The sequence below is a fragment of the Flavobacterium sp. KY-23415 genome, from assembly GCF_055384985.1.
Map to the genome: position 1 here is coordinate 997,047 of NZ_AP044001.1, position 17,713 is coordinate 1,014,759.

The 17,713-nt window shown below is 29.8% G+C and carries 11 protein-coding genes and 1 tRNA gene; 3 read left to right on the forward strand and 9 right to left on the reverse strand.

The window, feature by feature from the left end:
* Positions 1 to 66: 66 nt before the first annotated feature.
* The 6 genes from ACZ49Z_RS04605 to ACZ49Z_RS04630 form a co-directional block, all read right to left on the reverse strand.
* A complete protein-coding gene (locus tag ACZ49Z_RS04605) occupies positions 67 to 1,728 on the reverse strand; it encodes a S41 family peptidase (RefSeq protein ID WP_464307016.1) in 1,662 nt (553 codons plus the stop codon).
* 9 nt (positions 1,729 to 1,737) lie between these two features.
* On the reverse strand, positions 1,738 to 2,820 hold the full coding sequence (locus ACZ49Z_RS04610; protein WP_464307017.1) for an agmatinase family protein: 1,083 nt from the start codon (positions 2,818 to 2,820) through the stop codon (positions 1,738 to 1,740).
* 104 nt (positions 2,821 to 2,924) lie between these two features.
* Positions 2,925 to 5,027: a T9SS type A sorting domain-containing protein gene (locus tag ACZ49Z_RS04615; RefSeq protein WP_464307018.1), complete on the reverse strand. Its 2,103-nt coding sequence runs from the start codon at positions 5,025 to 5,027 to the stop codon at positions 2,925 to 2,927.
* 65 nt (positions 5,028 to 5,092) lie between these two features.
* Positions 5,093 to 6,382, reverse strand: a complete 1,290-nt coding sequence (gene kynU, locus ACZ49Z_RS04620) for a kynureninase (protein ID WP_464307019.1) — start codon at positions 6,380 to 6,382, stop codon at positions 5,093 to 5,095.
* Positions 6,383 to 6,535: 153 nt separating this feature from the next.
* A complete protein-coding gene (gene queA / locus ACZ49Z_RS04625; RefSeq protein WP_464307020.1) occupies positions 6,536 to 7,585 on the reverse strand; it encodes a tRNA preQ1(34) S-adenosylmethionine ribosyltransferase-isomerase QueA in 1,050 nt (349 codons plus the stop codon).
* Positions 7,586 to 7,744: 159 nt separating this feature from the next.
* Positions 7,745 to 10,156, reverse strand: coding sequence for a LamG-like jellyroll fold domain-containing protein (locus ACZ49Z_RS04630; protein ID WP_464307021.1), 2,412 nt, complete (start codon positions 10,154 to 10,156; stop codon positions 7,745 to 7,747).
* 194 nt (positions 10,157 to 10,350) lie between these two features.
* Between ACZ49Z_RS04630 and ACZ49Z_RS04635 the strand changes: the two genes are divergently transcribed.
* From ACZ49Z_RS04635 to ACZ49Z_RS04645, 3 genes are all read left to right on the forward strand, one after another.
* Positions 10,351 to 13,212 (forward strand): sensor histidine kinase, encoded by a 2,862-nt coding sequence (locus ACZ49Z_RS04635; protein WP_464307022.1) that lies wholly within the window; start codon positions 10,351 to 10,353, stop codon positions 13,210 to 13,212.
* Complete coding sequence (locus tag ACZ49Z_RS04640; protein WP_464307023.1) at positions 13,209 to 13,955, forward strand: LytR/AlgR family response regulator transcription factor; 747 nt, start codon at positions 13,209 to 13,211, stop codon at positions 13,953 to 13,955. Before ACZ49Z_RS04635 ends, ACZ49Z_RS04640 begins: the two co-directional genes overlap by 4 nt.
* A gap of 24 nt (positions 13,956 to 13,979) precedes the next feature.
* Positions 13,980 to 14,053, forward strand: a tRNA-Pro gene (locus ACZ49Z_RS04645).
* Positions 14,054 to 14,056: 3 nt separating this feature from the next.
* Here the strand turns inward: ACZ49Z_RS04645 and aroA are convergent.
* The 3 genes from aroA to ACZ49Z_RS04660 are packed head-to-tail and all read right to left on the reverse strand — an operon-like array spanning position 14,057 to position 17,711.
* The gene (gene aroA, locus ACZ49Z_RS04650; RefSeq protein ID WP_464307024.1) at positions 14,057 to 15,322 is read right to left on the reverse strand and encodes a 3-phosphoshikimate 1-carboxyvinyltransferase; all 1,266 of its coding nucleotides are present in this window, start codon (positions 15,320 to 15,322) and stop codon (positions 14,057 to 14,059) included.
* Between the two features lie 36 nt (positions 15,323 to 15,358).
* Positions 15,359 to 15,685, reverse strand: coding sequence for a nucleotide pyrophosphohydrolase (locus ACZ49Z_RS04655; protein ID WP_159780445.1), 327 nt, complete (start codon positions 15,683 to 15,685; stop codon positions 15,359 to 15,361).
* A 4-nt stretch (positions 15,686 to 15,689) separates the two neighbouring features.
* On the reverse strand, positions 15,690 to 17,711 hold the full coding sequence (locus tag ACZ49Z_RS04660) for a DUF3857 and transglutaminase domain-containing protein (protein ID WP_464307025.1): 2,022 nt from the start codon (positions 17,709 to 17,711) through the stop codon (positions 15,690 to 15,692).
* Between the last annotated feature and the right edge of the window lie 2 nt (positions 17,712 to 17,713).

Sequence of the window (17,713 nt, forward strand, 5' to 3'; positions counted from 1 at the left end):
AAAACAAAAAAAGAAGAACATTCAAAAACATTCTTCTTTTCGTTTATAAGTTACTTAAAGATTATGCTATTCATTTATATATTGAATAGCACACTCTAAAACTTCATCTCTACCTTGTCGAATGCCTTCGATTGTAGGTTTAACTTCAATATCAGGGACTATGCCAATACGCTGTGTTTCTGTTTTGTCTGGATAAAAAACTCCTTTACCTGTAAAAGTAGTTGAGAAATGATTGAATATTATCTTTAAAGCTAGATTTGTTCCGTCTGCTCCAGCTGTTTGGCTACCCATTACAATTGCATTATCCGCTACACGCAAACACATAGCTGTCCATTCTGAATGACTTATCGACATTTCATTCACTAAAATAACAACCTTTCCTTTATAATTGTCTGGATTCTCTTCTCCACATATTTGAGGTTTCTCCCAAATAAATCGTCCAGGATAATTTAAATCCGCATAAATTTGTGTAGCATATTCTTTTGGAGTGTCATTTAAAAATTTAGCTAGTTCTTTATGCACATCATGAGGGTAGTTACGAATATCTATAATTAACCCCTTTGTGTTTTTAACTCTAGGTAAAATTGAATCCAGATCTTTTACATAAATATTTTCTAGATTGAGATAACCAATATTCCCTTCTACAATTTTACACTTCTCTTTATTCACTGAATTTTTTAAATCATCAAAAAAAGTATCATTATATAATTCAATGTTTTTTACTTGGTGTACTTTCTCTCTTTCAAATTCAATTTCTATTTCTTTTGATGGAAGTCTCCTTAAATTCATTATAAGATCTCTATTAAAATAAGCTTCATTGGAAGCTGGTATTTTTTTTCTATACTCCTTCTTATAATCTTGCAGCGTTTTATGATTTAATTTGACTATTACATCCCCTATTTGCATATCATTCTTTTCCGCTAAAGCTTCATTTAAGATTTTTGTAATTACAAATTTATCATCAACAATAGATAAAGTTACTGGTAAAAAATAGTGATAAAAAGGAATAGATAAATGACGATTATTTTCTAAAATATAATAATTTGCATGACTATCATTCAAATTAGTAACTAATTCTAATAAGGCATAATTATAGGATAGTTCATCCTTTGGATGTACTATTTTTGGTAAAATATCATATAAACATTGCTCCCATTTTTTATCCGTTTTATATTTATTAGGAGCAAAATATTCTATTATATTCCAATATCTAAAAAGTGTTAATAATCTGTATTTCTTTTCTTTCCATGTAAAATATTCCGGTGTTTTTTCATGCTGAAGATTTAATACTCCACCTCCGTCGGATTTGTCATAAATGTAGTATTGCTCTCCTTGAAATCTATTTTCTTTTATTAAATCTAATGTTTTAGATAACTTATTAGAAAAAAGAGAAGTAGTATTAAACCAAGAAAAATCTAAATTTTTATAAAAATACCTTTCTTCTGGAAGTTTATCTACAATCTTTACTTTAGGCACTTCTCCTAATGTAGCAATCCAATTTTCAATTACAGTTGAAAATTTTTCTTTTGTGTCACTTTTCTCTACTTTTTGCAAAATAGAGAACAATTGTTCATCCCAATCATACTGACCAGCAGCAACATTGGGATGATAATATTTTAAAAAGCCCCAAACTTTACAAACCGCTGTAAACTTTTGAACTTCCGATATTTTTTGTTGAGAAAAAGAAATTTGAAAAATCAGAAAAATGAAAATAAAAGTCTTTTTCATACAACCAATTTACTTCTTAAACTCAATCTTATTCCCCACATTCATTCCTTGCGATTTAGCAAAAACACCACACATTTGGAACAACATTCTTGCACCCACATTACCATCCCAATCATTTTCTCCTTGTGCTACTTCTACTAAATCAAAACCAATAATTTCTTTACCCGATTCTACCAATCTATTTAACAAATAAACTGCTTGTTCATACGAAAATCCTCCTGGAACTGGAGTACCGGTGTTTGGACAGTACAAAGCATTCATTCCATCAATATCAAACGAAACACAAACTTTTTCTGGTAACGAGCCGATAATTGAATCACACAGGTGTTGCCATGTATTCCCTTCAAATAGCTGTTTTTTCATATCCAAATCGGTATGAACCAATACTCTCCCGTTTTGTTTATTCACAACATCTACTTCTTGCTCACAAAAATCTCTAATTCCCACTTGGACAATTTTAGAAATTTGTGGTAACTGCAAAGCATTGTACATAATAGAAGCATGAGAATAAGTAAATCCTTCATAGGCGATTCTTAAATCCATGTGTGCATCTAAATGGAGAATCCCGAAATTGTCATATTTAGAAGACAAAGCCTCATAATAACCTAAAGGAGTGGAATGATCTCCTCCAAGAAGCACAACTTTTTTCCCTTTATCCATCCAATGTTTTACTCTCTCTTTAACTTCTGTATGCAATTCTCTACAGACTTTGTTGATTTTATCTAAATCGGTTTGTAATGCTGGGAAAACAGAAACATCTTCTCCATTCTCTAACGCTTCAATTATTGGTTGCGCTAATTCTTTATATTTTGCTGAATTTTTTGCCCAATGCTCTGGTACTTCATCCATAAAAATTCCTAATTTCCATAATTCTGGAAAATCTTGATGTAATAAATCTACTTGAAAAGAAGCGTCCAAAATAGCTTCTGGTCCTTCTGACGCACCTGCACCATAACTTACTGTAACTTCCCAAGGCACTGGAATCACAATAATTTCAGATTGTTCCGCAGAAAAAGGTAATCCAAAAATTGTAGCATCAGCCAATCCAGGTTGACTCGGATCAAAACTCTCTATAATTTGTTCTTTTGTCATTTTTAAAAAATATTTTAAACAAATATAATTGTTATCTTTTATTTTAAAAGAAAAAAGCCGAAAAGCATTTACTTTTCGGCTTCAATTATTTTTTCACTATTAAATTACTCTTTTACGAATCTAACAGAAACGTTCGAATCAACAAAATTTATTGTATATACTCCACTAGAAAGATTAGCTACATTTAATGTAGTTTCATCCCCAGAAACAATTCCATCCATTACAACTTGACCTAGCATATTATATACCTGAATTTTTTCTAAACTATCAAAAGACCCTTTTATAGTTATTGAAGAAGAAGCTGGGTTAGGATACAAAATAATTTCAGATGCTTTAATTAAGCCTTCATTTCCAAATCCTGCTTCAACTACTAAAGTAAAATTACAATTTACTGTTCCACTTCCTGACATTGTTATAGTATGAACCCCCACACCAACAGTTGTTCCAACAGCAGGACTTTGAGTAACTGTAGCATTACAGTTTGAATTAATTACATTTGTTAAACTTGCAAAACTTGGCAACACATAATTACCAGAACCATCTGCGTTTACTGTTTGATTACTTGGACAATTGATCGTTAAAGGTAATGCAGGCATAGAATAGCCAGCAGCAGAAAATTTCTCGGTCATTACTTTTACATCGGCACAGCTATAATTCATATTTATTGCTGCTTGTCTAACCGCTATAGCTGCTTGATTTTGATTTGTAGAACTATTCGTTAATGCTAAACCTTCTAAAAACGCGGTATCGGTTTTAGTCCTTCCTAGCACATCCCAAATTTTCATTAAAACTGTTGCCCAAATTTGCCCATCTGTATGTATTTGCCCTACTAATCCTCCTGGATAAGTTGCGCCATAATTGGTAGTTCTTCCACCCCAAAATTCATTATGGCCATCCCAGTTGAACATATAATGGTAAGCTGCATTAGAAGAGTTCCATTGATTTAAAGATCTACTGTTAGACTGTGCCCAATAATCACCACAACCTTCGCTTAATCCATTAACTTGTGACAAACCTGAACCACCTGTCATCCAATCATGTAATCCATGACCTAATTCATGCCAAATAACATCGCCATCTTCCCCATCATCAACACCACCTTCACCAAAAGACAAGTCATTACCAGCACCGGAATATCTTGAATTATCAGATCCATTAAATCCAGAAGGATCAAACCACAAAACACCAGAATGCAAATATGGACGACAATTAACACCTAATGTTTCATTGATGTACCTCATATTATTATCTAAATGATAAAAAACATTAGCCGCTTCAAAGCCGTCTTGATTCCTATTAAATAAAAAGTTTGGTGTTGATTGTGTAAAAAGACCTTTATTAGGCGCTTCAATATCTTTAATTTCAACATAGGAACTTTTTAATTTATACGTTCCTGAAATATTTTCAATTTCTGGCAAATTAACTGTAACTCTTGTTGCATCTAAAGAAGCATTTGTAGCATCATTATTATCTACATATTGCCCTCCATAAGAAACTCCTGCAGCAGATAAAGGGTCTGACAAAAAAACCATTGCTGTTCCAGTTGTAAATGCAAAAGCATTATTTTCTTCTACAGCAGAAAATACTTTTTTTTTCTTTTTCTCAAGATTATCTACATTATTTACAAAATCATGTGTATGGTTTTCTTTACATTCTTTACCACATCTAATAGAAACATCTTTAACACTTAGGACTTCCGCGGTTTTAGCATCAATTAAAACTTCCCAACTACCAACTAAATCTTCTGCATGAGTAATGGTTCTATAAACTAATTTAGTTACTCCGTTAAAATCATAAACGTATAAATCAATATTTTGTAATGTTACTGCTCGATTGTAATTTAATTTACTATCTGCAACTTCGATTGCTTTCTCTTTTGTCACAGTAGGCTTTGTGTCAATTATCTGTATGTCTTTTTTATAACTATTCGAAGTAAAAGCAACTTCATTATTGTTATTAAAATTAACTACAAATTCTGATTCAAAAACAGGGACATCATTCAACATTTGCTGAAATCTTAATGTTTCTCCTGCCTTTCCTTTTCTCACAAAACGCAATTTAAATCCATGATTAGGATTTATTTTAAACTCTTCTGCATGCAGTTTAATATATTCTAATGCAGCCTTCTCGTTTTTTGATTCTTGTGCAAGCATTTCAAACAAACCTCCTGCTAGAAACAAAACAACAAATAGCATTTTTACTTTCATAATAATCAAGTGTTTACATTGCAAATATATTCAATTTTTAACACAAAAATTATTTAATTACTATCTTAATCACAAATTCCATTTTTTAATATCTGCCCAAAGTTATACATATCTTCGTAAGACGTATATAATGGAACCGGTGCCAAACGAATAACATTAGGCTCTCTCCAGTCTGTTATTACCCCATTTTTCATTAAATATTGAAATAAATCTTTTCCTTGACCATGAAGGTAAACCGAAAGTTGACAACCTCTTTCTTTTTGATTAGCTGGAGTTATAACTTCAAACTCTGCACGATCAACTTCTTTATCTATTTCGTGAAGAATGAATTCTAAATAACCAGTTATTAAGTTTCTTTTTTTAATTAATTGTTGCATTCCTATTTCTGCAAACATTTCTACAGAAGCCAAATAAGGAGCCATAGACAATACTGGTAAATTACTAATTTGCCATCCATTTGCTCCTTGAACCGGTTCAAATTGAGACTCCATTAAGAATCGCCTCTCTTTATTATGACCATACCATCCTGCAAAACGAGACAATTCTTTATCATTATGATGTTTTTCATGAACAAAATAACCTGAAACATTCCCTGGACCAGAATTCATATATTTATAACTACACCAAGCAGCAAAGTCAACATTCCACTCATGTAATTTTAATTCAATATTTCCAGCTGCATGCGCCAAATCCCAACCTACATAAGCTCCTACTTTTTGCCCCGCTGCTGTTATAGTTTTTATATCAAAAACTTGTCCTGTATAATAATTAACACCTCCAATTAATACTAGTGCTAATTCATCTCCTATTTCTTCAATCGCAGAAAGCACGTCTTCGATTCGAATATTGTGTTCTCCTTCTCTTCTTTTAATCTCTACAATAGCTTCTTTTGGATTAAACCCAATATTTTTCGCATGGAAGGCTACTTGACTTTGAAACATGTATTGATCTGACGGGAAAGCTTTTTCTTCACAAATAATTTTATATTTTTTAAATGTTGGGCGATAGAATGAAACCATCAATAAATGAAGATTTACTGTAAGTGTATTCATCACACCTACTTCTGCGGGTTTCCCTCCAACAATTTCCCCTAAAGGCTGACAAAAACGCTCATGATAATCCCACCAAGGTTTATTAGCATAGAAATGACCTTCCACAGCTAAATTTGCCCAATCATTCATTACTTCATCTACATATTCTCTAGATCTTTTGGATTGCAAACCAAGTGAATTACCTGTGAAATAGATTACATCTTTACCATTGACTTTTGGAAAAATAAATTCATCTCTATATTTTCTAAGTTCATCTTGTGCATCTAATTGCTGTGCAAATTCTTTTGTATTTTGAAAATTCATATTATAGCGTTTTTATAAAAGGTAAAAATACATTTTTTTAGGAAAAGAGAAAATTAGGAGTCATGATGTTAATTAGATCTTCAAAAAAATTAAGACATAAAAAAACTCATCCAAATAGATGAGTTTTTTACAATTATAATCTTTTAGCAATCATTAGATGATTAACATTGCATCACCATAAGAATAGAATCTATATTTTTCTGCTATTGCTTCAGCATAAGCTTTTTTCATTAAGTCATGACCACAAAAAGCCGAAATCATCATTAATAAAGTAGATTTTGGCGTATGAAAATTTGTAATCATAGCATCTGCAATACTAAAGTCATAAGGTGGATAAATAAATTTATTGGTCCAACCGGTAAAAGGATTTAAAGTTCTTTGTGAAGAAACAGAACTTTCCATTGCACGCATTGACGTAGTTCCCACGCAACAAACTTTTTTCTTTGATAATTTTGCTTTATTGACAATATCGCAAGCTTCTTGAGTGATTACCATTTCTTCAGAATCCATTTTATGTTTCGACAGGTCTTCTACTTCAACTGGATTAAAAGTTCCAAGACCTACATGTAATGTTACTTCTGCAAAGTCAACCCCTTTAATTTCTAAACGTTTTAACAAATGCTTAGAAAAATGCAATCCAGCAGTTGGTGCAGCAACCGCTCCTTCTACCTTTGCATATATTGTTTGGTAACGCTCTGCATCTTCTGGAGTTACTTCTCTGTTGATATATTTTGGTATAGGAGTTTCTCCTAATTCTACTAATTTTTCTCTAAATTCTTCATACGAACCATCATATAAAAAACGCAATGTTCTTCCTCTAGATGTAGTATTATCTATAACCTCAGCCACTAAAGAATCATCATCTCCAAAATATAGCTTGTTACCTATTCTTATTTTACGAGCAGGATCTACCAAAACATCCCATAAACGTTGTTCTGCATTTAATTCTCTAAGTAAGAAAACCTCTATACGTGCACCTGTTTTTTCTTTATTACCATATAATCTAGCTGGAAACACTTTCGTATTATTTAAAACCATTACATCACCATCATCGAAATAATCAATAACATCTTTAAACATTTTATGTTCAATAGTTCCAGTTTTACGATTAACAACCATTAATCTAGATTCATCTCTATTTTCAGCTGGAAATTCAGCTAATAATTCTTCAGGTAAATTGAAATTGAAATTGGATAACTTCATAGTTATATTTATAATTTAAAATAGTAGAAATCAGATTTTTTCTGAAATCAAAATGGTTGCAAATATACGATTGCAAAACAGGGGTTGTCAAGTAAATTGAGATTTATTTTTTAAAAACCTTAATTTACTTGACAACCCTAAGGGATTTATTTAAAAAACTTACTTTTTAATGATTTTTTTTGTTACAACTGCATTGTTTTCATCTTGAATTCGTACCATATAGATTCCTGAAACCAAACTAGATAAATTGATTTGATTTTTATTTGACTCAAGTACTTTCTGACCTTGTATATTATAAACCTCAACAGATTTTAAACTTGTTTGCAAATTAACATTTAATATATCTTGAACTGGGTTTGGATACATTTTAACAACTACTTCATTATGATTAAAATCGTTTGTTGACAATGTATTATTATTATATAGATTTGAAATTTGTGTTTGTGTTAATGGATAATTATAAATCTTTAAATCATCAATTGACCCGTTAAATGTATTTGTAGCTCCCCATATACTTGCTAAATAAAAGTAGTTATCATCGAAAGAAGTAAACAAATTAAAAGGTGAAGTTCCCATTAAAACGCCATTTTTATACATTTTCACCTCTACTCCATCATAAGTATATACTAAATGCATCCATGTATTGATTGGATTTGTTTCGTTAACTGTAAATCCGTTACTAAAACTTTGAAATTCTAACGTATTACTATTAATTACACCTATGAAAGATAAATCTTGTAATATCCCTCCGTAACTAAACGGATAATTACTAGAAGCATTAGAGTCTATCTTTGCCCAAAGAGAAACTGTTCTTGTTGAACCATCAATTGGCAAATCTGGAACTTGACCGTTAACCGATGTATTATTTACCACCAAAGCACTATTTGGATTGTTATTTCTGTCATTTCCAAAAGAAGTACCTGCACTCGATGCAAAAGCATTATTTCCTAAAAAATTAGTATAAACATTATCGAAACTATATTCTGCTACAGTTTGTTTTGAACCTGTGGTAAAACTATCTTCTGTAGTTGAAGATGTTCCTTCTGCATTGGTTACTTCTACTCTATAATAATATGTTGTATTCTCTAATAATCCATTGATAATTGTGCCATAGTAACTATTTGGAGATATTCCAATTCCACTTACTTGATTGTTTAAATTCCCAGATGAAGTAGCATATTTCACAACCACATTTGAAATTGAAGACCCATTACCATTTACGTTAGCATAAATTGTAGCATTAATTGCTGCAGGTTTTTTAGTTACTGTACTTATAATAGGTAATTGAGGCACTCCTAATGAGTTGTAATTATATAAATTTGAAATTTCAGTATCAGATAAAACGTAATTATAAATTTTCAAATCATCTATAGCCCCATTAAAGTTCAATTCGCCTCCTACTCCTACACCTAATTTAAATATGTCGTTGTTATTTATTGTATTCAGGTTTAAATTAATAGTATTTAGGACTACACCGTTTTTATAAATTTTCGCTTCATTACCGTTGTATGTATAGGTAAAATAATACCAAGTCCCTGATGAATTTGGGGTTAAACCTGCAAAATTATTATTGAATCCAAAAAATTCAACTCTATCACTTTTAAAAGACCCTCCACACGCGTTACTATTAGACGGTTGTCCATATGAAAAGGTCATATTGTAAGGATTTTGCATTACATTTACTTTAGCCCAAAATGAAATTGTACGAGCTGTATTGCTATAGGGTAAATTAATAATTGTTGCAGATGTTCCTGTGTTGACAATATTTAGTGCTCCATTAGAATTACCGTGCCTATCCATTATAAAAGAAGTACCTGGGTTACTTGAAAAAGGACTATCACCATTAAGGTTATTATACGTGTTATCAAATGAATATTCAGCAACAGCAACATTAGAAGGAGGAGTTCCATCTACATAAATTTGAGAAACTTCTGAATCACTCAATTCTCTATTATAAATTAATAAATCATCCATTGCTCCAATAAAATGAGAAGCTGTCGGGCTATTCAATAAACTCCCTAAATAAAATTGAGTATTAAATGTATTTAGACCTATACTACCTTGATTCACTAAAGCCCCATTAACATAAATTTTAGCAACTGTATTTGAATTATTATAAGTAATTACTACATGCTTCCAAATATCAGTAGCAACCGATGAACTTGCCTCAATATTTGAAGAATAAGTAAAATTATAAATGGTTGTTGCATTAAATGAAGCTCCATAAATTTGACTCCCCGATCCAGTTCCATAAGTAAAAATAATATTATCTACATTTACCGCTGTTGGTTTTATCCAAAGACTAATACTTCTACTTTCGTTCACAGTTGGCAAATTTGTTAAATTAGTATAAATTAGCTGACCATAAGATTTCGCTATAGCCTTGTTTGTATTACCAAATCGATTGCTTGTATAAGTAATTGTCGAATTAGAAGTAAATGTTTCTGTACCTGCCACACTTGTTGGTGAATTATCAAATTTAAAATTATAAATTAGTCCATTTGTTGGAACTTGAGCATTCAAGGCACTGCAAAACAGTACAAATAAAAAAGAAAATAATTTTGTTTTCATACTTGTGTTTTTTAAATTTTTGGTAAAATTAGATTTCATTTTTAACTCAAAATGAATAAATTAACCAAACAGCAATTTGAGTTAACGAAAAGAAGATTTGTAAAAAATCATTTATTCATTAACTGAAACTAGATTTTCATTAACTCATTTTTTTCTGTTTAGATAATATCTTTACATTTGAATAAAATCTATTCTTGAAATATTATTATTACATATTCTTTCTATTTTGGTTCATACAAGAAATCTATGGCCAAAACCCTTATTTTAATACTATAGATAAATCACAAGGTTTACTAACGAATAGTGTCTATGACATGTTTCAAGATAAAGAAGATTTTATGTGGTTTGCGACAGATAAAGGTTTATGTCAATTTAATGGTTACACTTTTCAATATTTTGATCAAGAAGGAATGACTTCTAAAGCTGGAACTTGTATTCAGCAAGACTCTTTTGGAAGGGTATGGTATGAAAATTTTGATGGATATTTATATTTTGTAGAGAAAAACAAATTACACAAGCTCAAACAAAAAAAATCTATAGGCTATTTTAAATTTGGCATCATTGATAATCAACTATACATTGTAAACGAAGGAGCTATTGATGTTTATGATTTAAAAACGCTCATATTTAAGAAGAAAATAGTTTTAAATACTAAAAACATACGATATCTTTTTTTTGCTAATAATACCATTTATGTTTTTACAGATCAATTAGTAGTAGTAAAAGACGATAAAATTCATCTACAAATTGAATATCCAGAAGATTTTTTAGCCAATTTTAATTCTATTCTCGTTGAGAAAACAAATAAAGGGCTTTTAATTGGTTCAAAATTTTCAAATTATTGTTATTTTTTTGAAAATAATCGCTTTACGCGAAAAGAACTTCAACTTGAAAATACTATTTTACAAAATTTAAGTTGGTGTAACGAAAAAAACTGGCTTTGCACAACTACAGGAATAATTGAAATGGACAAAGAATCTGGTTTGAAACAGACTTACTTTAAAGGGACAAATATATCTTACATTTATCAAACTAAAAACAATAATTTTTGGATTTCAACCCTAACAGACGGCCTCTATTATATTGAAGATTTTAACACCCAATTAATTAGTTCTAAAGAGAGTTTAACCTCTTTATGTTTTAAAAATGAACAACTTTTGATTGGTTCCAAAAATGATAAAATTATTACCTTACAAGATAATGAGTTAACAACTTTACATATTGGAAAAGACAATCATCAAATGGGTCAATTATTTTACAATCCATACAGTGATGAATTATTTTTCACATCATCTAAATTTGGCATTTTAAATTCAGCATTTAAACTAACCAACGAATTACCTATTGCAGTAAAAAGCATTTGTTCCATCGACAATAAATACTTAGGCTTTGCAGCTAGCAGTTCGTGCGGTATTTTTAAAACTAATTCATTAGAAAAAAGTGATTGGGATTTTGTTTACGATGCTTTTATTCAATTAAAAAACACCTCTTATAATAATATTATTTTTAATTCAAAAGGAAAATCAGTTGCTTATGACAGTATTTATAAGAAAATCTATTTTGCTACAAATAATGGATTGTTTTTTGTAGGGCAAAATGGTTTACTTAATGAATTAAAATATAAAAATGCATCTATAAATATTACAAAACTTTCATTTAACAGCGATAAGATGTATGCCTCTAATGGAGATTTGATTATATTTCAGATTGAAAAAAATAAAATTTCAGAAATTGAATTCCCCAAAAACATACAAAAAGAAAATGTCGAAAAAACATTTTTAAAAGATGGTTTTTTATATATAATTACCAATAAATATATTTTTGAGTATCAATTGAACTCTAAAAAGACCAAACAAATATTACATATTAATAACAATATCGAAGTAAATGATATTATACTAAAAAATAAATGTTATTACATCTCCACAAATAGAGGATTAATCATAAAAAAAGAAGAGCAATACCATCGTTCAAATCCTTCCTTTTCAATTACCTCATTATATGTTAATAATCAGTTTACAGAAGAAAGTAATTGGGAAAATTTAGCTTATAACGAGAATAATATCCAAATAAATTATCGTTTTTTATCACCTAGTCCTTTTGAAGAACATAATTTATTATATAAAGTAAATGATTCCAAATGGCAAAAAGCAGATGTCCTTCATCCAGAATTAATACTCAACTCTTTAAATCATGGAAAATATGTAGTGGAGTTTATGCTGAATTCAGATTTTAAAAACACTACTAAAATTCATTTTACAATAAATCGCCCTTATTGGTTACAATTGCCTTTTATTCTGCTGGCAAGTTTCTTGTTTTTAGCCTCTATGTTTTGGTTATATCGAATTAACATAAAAAAAATAGAAAAAAGAAATCAACTTGCATTAGACAAAATCAATTTAGAAAAAAACGTAAATCAATCGAAATTAAAAGCAATCAAATCGCAAATGAATCCACATTTTTTTTATAATGCTTTAAATACTTTACAATCCTTTATTTTGTCAAATGAAAAACGTTTAGCCATTGATTATTTATCTAAATTTTCCAATTTAACCCGAACCATTTTAGAAATGACTGAAAAAGATTTCATTTCTATTGCAGACGAAGTCAAAACGTTGCAACTTTATTTAGACATTGAAAAAGGTCGTTTTGATGAAGATTTTAGTTATGAGTTTATAATCCCTAACAAAATAGACCAAGAAAGTATCAAAATACCTACTATGTTATTACAACCTTATGTTGAAAATGCTGTAAAACATGGCTTATTACACAAACAAGGTAACAAAAAAGTAATTATAGTTTTTGAAATCACTAATAATGAGTTATTAATTAAAATCGAAGATAATGGAATTGGTCGACAAAAAAGCAATGAATTAAATCGAATAAAAAATAAAAAACACCAATCTTTTGCTACCCACGCACTGCAAAACAGAATCGATTTATTAAATGAATATAATCATAAAAATATTTCGTTAAAAATAATTGACAAACACAACCTACAAAATCAACCCATTGGAACATTAGTAGAAATTATAATACCATTAGAAACGCTATGAAGGCTATAGTTATAGATGATGAAAAAAGAGCTCGCTTAAATCTTATTCTTCTAGTTGAAGAATATTGTAAAAATGTAGAAATAGTTGCCGAATGTGAAAATTTATCTAGTGGTGTAAAAGCTATTAGAAAATACAAACCCGATTTAGTCCTTCTAGATATTGAAATGCCAGGACATAGTGGTTTAGAACTTCTAGATTTTTTTGATGAAAATGAAGTTAATTTCAAGATCATTTTTACGACAGCTTATCAAGAATATGCATTACAGGCATTTAAATTTTCTGCCATTGATTATTTATTAAAACCGATTAACCCCGAAGAATTATCAAATGCAATAGCGAGAATTGAAAAGCAAAAAATTTCAAATCAAAATTATTCACTTTTAAAAGAAACCATTAAACAAGATACTTTACAACGTATAGCTGTACCTAGTGGCAATAGTATTCTATTTATTGAAACAGAAACTATTATATATATAAAAGGTGAAGGAGCTTATTCAGAAATAAGATGCATAAATGACATAAAATACATTGTAAGCCGGAATTTAAAAAATTTTGAAGACATTTTATGTAATAATCCTAACTTTATTAGAATACATAAGTCTCACATTGTGAATGTTAACTTCATTTCGGCTTACAACAAATCTGATGGAGGAAATGTTTTATTGAAAAATGGTTTGCAATTATCGATTACTGCTGATAAAGTACAAACCATTTTAGATCAAATTCAGATTGTGAAACGATAAAAAATTTTTATCTTTGCCACCATTCGGGATGTAGCGCAGCCTGGTAGCGTACTAGCATGGGGTGCTAGGGGTCGCTGGTTCGAATCCAGTCATCCCGACTTTTATTTTTCTTCTATAGAATAACCAACACTTTGTAAATCTTTCCAAAAATCTGGATATGATTTACTTACTACTTCTGCTTCTTCTATTATTATAGGAACTCGAAGTGCTAAAGGAGCAAATGCCATTGCCATTCTATGATCTTGATAAGTAGCAATTTTTATATTTTCTAAAGGATTTTTATTAGAATTTTTCAAATGCAATGATTCATTCGTAACAGAAATAGCTGCGCCTAATTTAATTAATTCGGCTTTCAATGCTTCTAATCTATCTGTTTCTTTAATTTTTAAAGTATGTAATCCATATAAATCACAACCAATACCTAATCCAAAGCAAGTTACTGCAATGGTTTGAGCAATATCGGGACAATCTTTTAAATTACGATTTAAAGGTAAAAGACTATGTTGTTTTACTTTTGAAATTGTAATTGTTTTATTCTCGTTAAAAATAGTTTCAACTCCAAAATTTTGATAAATTTCAGCCAAGACAGCATCACCTTGTAAACTATTTTTTTTATAACTAGCCAATGTAATTTGTGTGTTAATTTCAGACAAGGCTACAATCGAATACCAATAAGAAGCAGAACTCCAGTCGCTTTCAACTGTTAGTATTTGATTGACAACTTCTGCTTTTGGAAAAACTTTAATTTGATTCTCTTCAAAATGAGTTGTAACACCTAATTCATTCAACAAAGCTAATGTCATTTTTAAATAAGGAACAGAGGTAATTTCTCCTTCCAAAATGAGTTCTAAACCATTTGTTAGCTTAGGTGCGATTAATAATAAAGCCGAAATATATTGACTACTAACATCTGCTTTAAGAATCACTTTTTTAGCTGTTATGTTTTTTCCTTTTATCTTAATTGGAGGGAAACCTTCATTTTTTTGATAGACAACTTCTACGCCTAACTGTCTTAATGCATCAACCAAAATTTTAATAGGTCTTTCTTGCATTCTGTTGGAACCTGTTAAAATTACTTCGCTTGATTCTTGTGTAGCAAAAAAAGCAGTTAGAAAACGCATGGCAGTGCCAGCATGATGAATATCGAAAAGTTGTTCCTTTGCCAAATCTTGTCCTACAGAAGTGGATTGAAAATTATTAAGTACCGTTTTCATCACTTCAGAATCATCGGAATTAGATATATTTTCAACTGTTATGTTTGGATACAGGGCTTGTAAAAGTAACAACCTATTGGTTTCAGACTTTGAACCTGTAATTCTAATAGTCGCTTGTTGATTAACAACCGTTTTTTTTATAATTGCGTTCATAATTGAAAAAAGCTTAATGAGGATTAAAATAATATTCTATTTCAATTTTTCATTATTATGATGACGATCGTGATCCCGTTTTGTTTTTAAATCCATCTTTTTATCAAAAGCAGCTTGCAAATCAACACCTGTTTGGTTCGCTAAACATAAAACAACAAAAACAACATCTGCTAATTCTTCACCTAAATCTTTGTTTTTATCGGATTCTTTTTCAGATTGTTCCCCATATCTTCTTGCTATAATTCTAGCTACTTCACCTACTTCCTCTGTTAGTTGAGCCATATTTGTCAATTCATTAAAATAACGAACTCCATGTTCTTTAATCCAATTATCAACTTCTAACTGTGCATTTTTAATATTCATTGCGTTATTCTTTTATTAAAATTATTTTTTCTCCTTGCTTCTCAATCATCATTTTAAAAAAATCCTTCAAAAACTCATAACTTTTAGATGGAATAATTGAAGTATTTATTTCATAGTTTACAGCTAATTGAATTTTTCCTTGTTTTTCCGAAATAATATAACTGAAGCCTCCATAATTATTTTCTAAAACAATGTTTGCTGCCTCTGGAAGAAAATCGACTTTATATCCTTGAGGTATATTAATTGTAATGATATAAGAATCTTTGAGCGGAAAGTCAAAGTCAATTGGATATTTTCGAGTTTCTAACTTAAATGGATTATCTTTCATTTTAAAGAACAACATGGGTGAAAAATACAATTTACCACCAATATTTTCTATACTCTTATCATCTAGAAAGCTAAATGATTCTGTTATTTTTTGAGACAAATCATCTACATTATGGATTTTATATTCTGAAATATTTATTTCTCCTAAATGATCATTCAACTTTTCAACATAGCTTTCTTTTTCAACATCAGCAAAGGCATCTCTATGAACAAACGCATAATAATCTGACAATTGTTTTCTAACTTTACCTTTTACTTCTCCATTTTCATTTATAGCAGCTACCATCATAATACTATTAATAGACTTTCCTTTTGGCATTAAATCTACCAAATCCGAAGTTTTATTATTTCTTATTAGCCTTCCAAACCAATTTAAATTTCTTATGGGTAAAATATTTGGCAATGCATATTTATTTGTTGCATCTAAAAGCACTAAATTATTTTGCAACTCAACACCAGTAATAACATAATTAAACGCAGTTCTACTAGGGAACATTGGAATTCCGTGTGACCTAGTACTTACTAAGACAGGATTGGAATCTATTCCAGCATATCTCAACATTGATGTGAGCATAAGGTTAATTTCTGCTGCACTTCCCAGTTTATTCTCATATGCTTTCCTTACTCCATTTTCGCACAAATAACCATAATCATTATTCCAATTCATTATTCTTTTCACATACTCAAAGATTAGAATTATTTTTTCTTTTTCATCTGTAATTCCTGCTAACAACTTATCAATATCATCCTTATAATAATCATTTCTTGCTAATTCATTACCAAAATCTTCATGACTCATTATCATTTTTGCTACAGATTCCCAATCGGTAGAATAATTAACTATTGATTCATATGGTAAATTAACAGAGGACAATTCATGATAGATTGCGGAAACATAGTTTTTAATATTATTTACATATTTTTCATCTTTTAATGCAGGCACATTCGACAAAACATAGGATTGATAATACTCTTTATATTCAATTTCATAGCTTTCTCTATCAAAGTTTGAACCTCCAGAATCTCTATTATTCTTAGTATATCTTCCTGAAAAGCTCTTTATTTTCATATCAGAATCAACAAGAGGTTTTAAATCTCCCTTATACTGATTATTGTATATAAAATACTCTGGGATATATGTTTTAAATGAAGAGTATTTTACAGGAATTGAGTATTGAAAATTCCAAACTGGAAAAGTTGTGTAATTAGGCGATTTAATGGTATATTTATACTCTATTATCGACCCAACTTTTACGTTTGGCAATACTATTTTCTTTTGAGACCAATATTTATTTATTTTCTCATCGAATTCCCCTTCACTCTTCAATTTTGTCTTTTCAATTTTACCATTTTCCAAATTATAGGTAACCACTTTAGAAAAAGAAACACGCTCTTCATGCTTCCCTAAAGTATAATAGCTTATTGATTTATTTGCCCATTCAAGACCTTCTTTAGTATAAATCTTAATTTTTGTTTCGACTTCTGTAATTATATTAAAACCAGTATTTGCATCATATTGAAAATATGTTTTCCCATTTTCAAACAGAACAACAGCCTCCGCACTAGAGTCATTAGGATATGTAGTTTCTTGCAATTCTTCTTTTGTAACCTCTCCTAATTCATTTTTTTGAGAAAAAATAAAATTAGAGAAAACCACCAGCCCTAATAAAAATAAAAACTTAAATTTATCAATCTTCATAT